Genomic DNA, 5,370 nt, shown 5'->3' with positions numbered 1-5,370 from the left:
GCGCGGCCGGCTGCACCCGGGCGCTGGCCGGCGCGTACAGCCCGCCGAGCGCGCCCGCGACGTTGATCCGCTCGCTGGTCTCGTAGCGGGACAGGAACGTGTACACGTCGTCCCCGTCTCCCCACTCGCGAAGATGCGCGAGGCCGGCCCTGAGCCTGGCCAGTTGCGTGGGCGACGTCGCCACGGTCAGCCGGCCGCCGCGGACGTAGTCGCAGTCGATCGACTCCGCCTCGCAGACCCGCCCGACCTCGTCGACCGTCGACCGCAGCTCTGCCTCCAGCGCCCGGACGCCGGACGCCCCGCCGGGTCCGCGGGCGTAGATGGCGCGGGATCCGGGCAGTTCCGACGTCACCCAGCCGCCGTTGCGGCCGGAGGCGCCGTACCCGGAGAACGCCGCCTCGAGGACCACGATCCGCGCGTCCGGGCGACGCTCCGCGAGGTAGTACGCCGTCCACAGGCCGGTGTACCCGCCGCCCACGATGCAGACGTCTGCCTCGAGCGGTCCGGGCAGCGACGCGCGCCGGGGCGGGAAGCCGCCGAGCGCCTGCCACCAGTAGGAGACTTCGCCGTTTCGCATGGTGGCGACGGTACCTCATGACCAGGGTCTTGCCGTGAAGGGGTTTTAAGCCGCTATCCTGCGACAGTTAGTAAGGTATGCCTAACCTAAGAAAACTAACCCTAGGAGGTAAGACTGGTGCGCAAGGCGTGGCGAGTGATCGGCATGGCCGTTACCGCCGGGATGCTGACGGCGTCCGTGGCGGCGTGCGGCGCGAGCAGCGGTGGTGACGCCCCGGCTAACAGGCTGGTCCTGTACAACGGGCAGCACGAGCAGACCACGCAGGCACTGGTCAGCGCGTTCGAGAAGCAGACCGGGATTCAGGTGACGGTGCGGAACGGTGACGAGGATCAGCTCGCCGAGCAGATCATGCAGGAGGGCTCCCGGTCACCCGGTGACGTCTTCTACACCGAGAACTCCCCGGCGCTGATGAAGCTGGCCGGCCAGCACCTGCTCGCGCCGGTAGACAAGGCCACGCTTGCCGCGGTGCCGTCCGCCGACAGCTCGCCCGCCGGGAACTGGGTGGGGGTGACCGCCCGGATCTCTGCGCTCGTATACAACACGAACGCACTCAAGCCGTCCCAGCTCCCCACGTCCGTAATGGACCTGGCCAATCCAAAATGGGCCGGCAAGCTGGGTATCGCTCCAGGTGAAACCGACTTCCAGCCGATCATCACGTCGATCGCGGACACGCACGGTTCCGCGGCGGCGCTAGCCTGGCTAAAGGGAGTGAAGGCAAACGCCGGATCGCACATTTACCCGGACAACGAGACGCTGACTTCAGAGGTGAACTCCGGCCAGGTGGAGATCGGGCTGATCAATCACTACTACTGGTACCGGCTGCGCGCCGGGCTCGGCGCGGGGGCGATGCATTCGGCGTTGCACTACTTCGCGCCAGGGGACCCGGGTTACGTCCTTAACGTCTCAGGCGCGGGAATCCTCGCGTCGTCCACCCACCAGGCCGCCGCGCAGAAGTTCCTCGCGTTCCTGATCAGCGCCCCGGGCCAGCGGATCATTGCGCAGTCCGACAGCTTCGAGTACCCGCTGCGGCCCGGCGTTGCCGCTAACTCCCAGCTGCCTCCGCTGTCGTCGCTGCACCCCGACCCCGCCGACACGATCGCCAAGCTCGGCGACGGCTCGACTGCGCTGCAACTGCTGCAACAGGCACAGCTCGGCTGACCGTGGCCGCCGATCTTTCCGTCCGCCGTGGTCCGGTTTCCCGGCTATCCAGAACGGGCCCGGGTTACCCCCGGTGGCTCCTCCTGCTCGCCGTGGTGGTCACCGTCATGGTGCTGCTTCCCGTGGTGTTCCTGCTCTGGCAGGCGGGGCACGCGGGCTGGGGGACGATCTGGCCGCTGATTTTCCGCACCCTGACGTGGACGCTGCTGCTGAACACGATCGAGCTCGGCGTCATCGTCACTGTCTGCTCGGCGGTGGTGGGCGTCGGCTCGGCGTGGCTGATCGAGCGCACGAACCTGCCGCTGCGCCGGTTCTGGCGGGCGGTGGTGGTGCTGCCGCTGGCGATCCCCGACTTCGTCATCGGGTACACCTGGCTGTCGCTGACGCCGGCGGTACACGGGCTGTTCGGCGCGTCCCTGGTGATGACTCTCGGGCTGTACCCGCTGATCTACCTGCCGGTGGCGGCGGCGCTGCGCCGGGTTGACACCTCTCTGTACGAGGTGGCCAGGTCGCTTGGCCTCGGCCGGTTCCGCGCGCTGCTGGGCGCGGTGCTGCCGCAGATCAGGGCGGCCCTGCTCGGTGGCTGCCTGATGGTGCTGCTCGGCCTGCTCGCCGAGTACGGTGCCTTCGAGATCCTGCGGTTCCAGACGTTCACCACGGAGATCTTCACCGAGTTCAACCTGGGCATCAACCCGGCGGCGGCCAGCGCGCTGTCCCTGGTGCTCGTCGTGCTCAGCCTGCTGGTGATCGGCACGGAGATGATGCTGACCCGCTCGGTCGCCGTGCGGGCCGGGCGGCCTGCCGGCGGCGTGCGACGGTACCGGCTCGGCTGGGGCGCGGTGCCGTCGCTGCTGTTCATGGCTGTCCTCGTCGGCCTCGGCGTCGGTGTGCCGGTGAGCACGCTGGTCTACTGGCTCACCCAGCCGTCGGACTTGGTGGGGGTCGCGCCGATCCCGCTGCTCGGCGCGGCCGGGTACACGCTGCTGTACAGCTTCCTGGCCGCGGTGCTGGCGACCGTCGCGGCGTTCCCCGTCGCGTACCTGGCAGCGCGCCACCCCGGGCGGCTGTCCCGCCTGCTCGAACGGCTCGGGTATCTCGTGCAGGGCCTGCCGGGACTGGTGATCGCGCTTTCCCTGGTGTTCTTCGCCGTGCGGCTGGCCTACCCGCTGTACCAGTCCCCGACGCTGCTCGTGATCGCCTACGCGGTGATGTTCTTCCCGATGGCCCTGATCAGCCTGCGGGCATCGCTTGTCCAGTTGCCGCGGCGGTTCTTCGACACCGCCAGGTCGCTGGGCTGCTCACCGATGTCGGCGCTGCTGCGGGTCACGATCCCGCTGGCCGCGCCAGGGATCGCGGCGAGTGTCGCCCTGGTGTTCCTGTCCGCGGTGACGGAACTGACCGCCACCCTGCTCCTCGTGCCGACCGGAGTACAGACGCTCGCGACCGCGTTCTGGGCTTACCAGTCGCAGGTCTCATACGCGACCGCGAGCCGGTACGCGTCGCTTATCGTGGTCATCGCGGTCGTCCCTGGCGTCTTCCTGTCCCGGTGGCTAGACCCCAGCCGGTCGTCGGCACGCGGCACGGTCGTCCGCGGCCTTATCCGCAGAGTTACTCGTGGAGGACGCCTATGACGGCGCTATCCGTCTCAGGGGTCTGCAAGTCCTACGCCGATACGCCGGTGCTTCGCGGCGTATCGCTGGCGGTGGCGCCCGGCTCGCTGGCGGCGATCCTCGGCGCGTCCGGAGCGGGAAAGACCACGCTGCTGCGGGTCATCGCCGGGTTCGAGCCGGCCGACGCGGGGACGATCGAGCTCGGCGGACAGGTGGTCGACAGCGGGCAGTCGCGCGGGCGGGTCCCGCCGGAGCGCCGCCACATCGGGTTCGTGCCGCAGGACGGCGCGCTGTTCCCGCACCTGACGGTGCACGGCAACGTGGCGTTCGGGCTGCCGCGATCCGCGCGCCACGGGCCTTTCGTCGATGAGCTGCTAGAGCTCGTCGGGCTGTCCGCTCTCGGCGGGCGATACCCGCATGAGCTGTCCGGCGGTCAGCAGCAGCGAGTCGCGATCGCGCGCGCCCTCGCGCCCCGGCCGCGGCTGGTGCTGCTCGACGAGCCGTTCGCTTCCCTGGACGCGAGCCTGCGCGCCGTGGTCCGCGCCGAAGTGCTCGGTGCGCTGCGCGCCGTCGGGACGACAGGGGTGCTCGTCACGCACGACCAGGACGAGGCGCTGTCGGTAGCCGACTACGTGGCGGTGCTGCGGAACGGCGTGATCACCCAGGCTGGGCCGCCACGGGAGGTCTACTCCGCCCCTGCCGACCCATGGACGGCCGGCTTTCTCGGCACCGCGAACCTGCTGCCCGGCATTCTCCAGAATCAGGGTGTCCGAACCGCCCTGGGATGGCATGAAATGCGCGCCGGCGGGCAGCTACCTGATGGGGGCGGGGAGGTAACGGTGCTGATCAGGCCGGAGCAGATAGCGCTGGCGCCGCTCGCCCCTTCCGCCGAAGGGGTCACCGGCAAGGTCACCGAGGCGCGGTACCACGGTCATGACGCGCTCATCGCTGTCGACGTCGGTGACGCAGGCGTTCTCCAGGTGCGGATGCTCGGCGCCGGGGCGCCCGCTCCTGGGGACGAGGTGTGCCTGACAGCAACCGGGCCGGTCACGGCGTGGCCGGAAGGTAGCTTCTGACCATGCGGCTTGGAGTGCTGGACATCGGGTCGAACACCGTCCACTTGCTTGTTGTCGACGCCTACCCGGGGGCGGCGCCGCTGCCGGCGTTCTCGCATAAGGTGGACCTCCGGCTCGCCGAGCACCTCGACCCGGACAACACGCTGTCCCACACGGGCGAGAAGCAGCTCACCACGGTGGTCTCCGAGGCATTGCGGATCGCGGAGGACAAAGGTGTCGAGGACGTCATCGCCTTCGCCACCTCCGCGATCCGTGACGCGGACAACGGTGACGACGTGCTCTCCCGGGTGCAGGAACGAACCGGGGCGCACATCCGGGTACTGTCCGGCGAGCACGAGGCCAGGCTGACGTTCCTGGCCGCGCGCCGCTGGTTCGGCTGGTCGTCAGGACGGCTGCTGGTGGTCGACATTGGCGGCGGCTCACTTGAGTTCGCCGCGGGACAGGACGAGGAGCCGGAAGTGGCGATCTCGCTGCCTCTGGGCGCCGGGCGCCTGACCAGGGACTGGCTGAGCGCCGACCCGCCGCCGCAGAAAGCGCTGCGCGCGATGCGGAAGTACGTCAGGGCGGAGATCGCCAGGCAGGCTGGGAGCCTGCTCCGCGGCGGTCACGTCGACCACGCGGTCGGGACCTCCAAGACGTTCAGGCAGCTGGCGCGGATCGCCGGCGCGGCGCCCTCGGACGAGGGCTTCCACGCGAAGCGCTTCCTCAAGCACGCGGACGTCAGCGTGCTGGTGGGGCGGCTCGGGGCGGTGGACAGCGCCGAGCGCGCCCGGCTGCCCGGGGTCTCCGAGGGCAGGGCGGCCCAGCTGCCGGCCGGCGCCGTCGTGGCGGACGCCGTGATGGACCTGATGGAGATCCCGCAGCTGGAGATCTGCCCCTGGGCACTCCGCGAGGGCGTGATCCTCAAGCGCCTGGACACGCTGACGTAATAGCGGCAGGAACACTGATG

At 69.9% G+C, this 5,370-nt stretch carries 5 protein-coding genes; 4 read left to right on the top strand and 1 reads right to left on the bottom strand.

The window, feature by feature from the left end; translation table 11 throughout:
• The coding region (locus WA805_RS22675; protein ID WP_425243351.1) for an NAD(P)/FAD-dependent oxidoreductase at positions 1 to 577 on the bottom strand (577 nt) is incomplete at its 3' end.
• 117 nt (positions 578 to 694) lie between these two features.
• Here WA805_RS22675 and WA805_RS22670 point away from each other — a divergent pair.
• From WA805_RS22670 to WA805_RS22655, 4 genes are all read left to right on the top strand, one after another.
• Entirely contained in the window at positions 695 to 1,735 is a 1,041-nt protein-coding gene (locus WA805_RS22670; protein WP_422288535.1) for an iron ABC transporter substrate-binding protein, read from the top strand.
• 92 nt (positions 1,736 to 1,827) lie between these two features.
• Positions 1,828 to 3,366, top strand: a complete 1,539-nt coding sequence (locus tag WA805_RS22665) for an ABC transporter permease (RefSeq protein WP_425243350.1) — start codon at positions 1,828 to 1,830, stop codon at positions 3,364 to 3,366.
• Positions 3,363 to 4,421: an ABC transporter ATP-binding protein gene (locus WA805_RS22660; protein WP_425243348.1), complete on the top strand. Its 1,059-nt coding sequence runs from the start codon at positions 3,363 to 3,365 to the stop codon at positions 4,419 to 4,421. The genes WA805_RS22665 and WA805_RS22660 overlap by 4 nt, the downstream gene beginning before the upstream one ends.
• 2 nt (positions 4,422 to 4,423) lie before the next feature.
• Positions 4,424 to 5,350 carry a Ppx/GppA phosphatase family protein gene (locus tag WA805_RS22655; protein WP_422277291.1) on the top strand — a complete coding sequence of 309 codons (927 nt, stop codon included), beginning with the start codon at positions 4,424 to 4,426 and terminating at the stop codon, positions 5,348 to 5,350.
• Positions 5,351 to 5,370: the final 20 nt, after the last annotated feature.

The sequence above is a fragment of the Trebonia sp. genome (genome assembly GCF_049794275.1).
In the GTDB taxonomy this organism is placed as follows: domain Bacteria; phylum Actinomycetota; class Actinomycetes; order Streptosporangiales; family Streptosporangiaceae; genus Trebonia.
This window is presented reverse-complemented; position numbering and strand designations above follow the sequence as displayed.

Bases quoted from the DNA above. Each gene is read 5' to 3' on its own strand.
- WA805_RS22655 (WP_422277291.1), top strand. From the start codon at position 4,424: ATGCGGCTTGGAGTGCTGGACATCGGGTCGAACACCGTCCACTTGCTT.
- WA805_RS22660 (WP_425243348.1), top strand. From the start codon at position 3,363: ATGACGGCGCTATCCGTCTCAGGGGTCTGCAAGTCCTACGCCGATACG.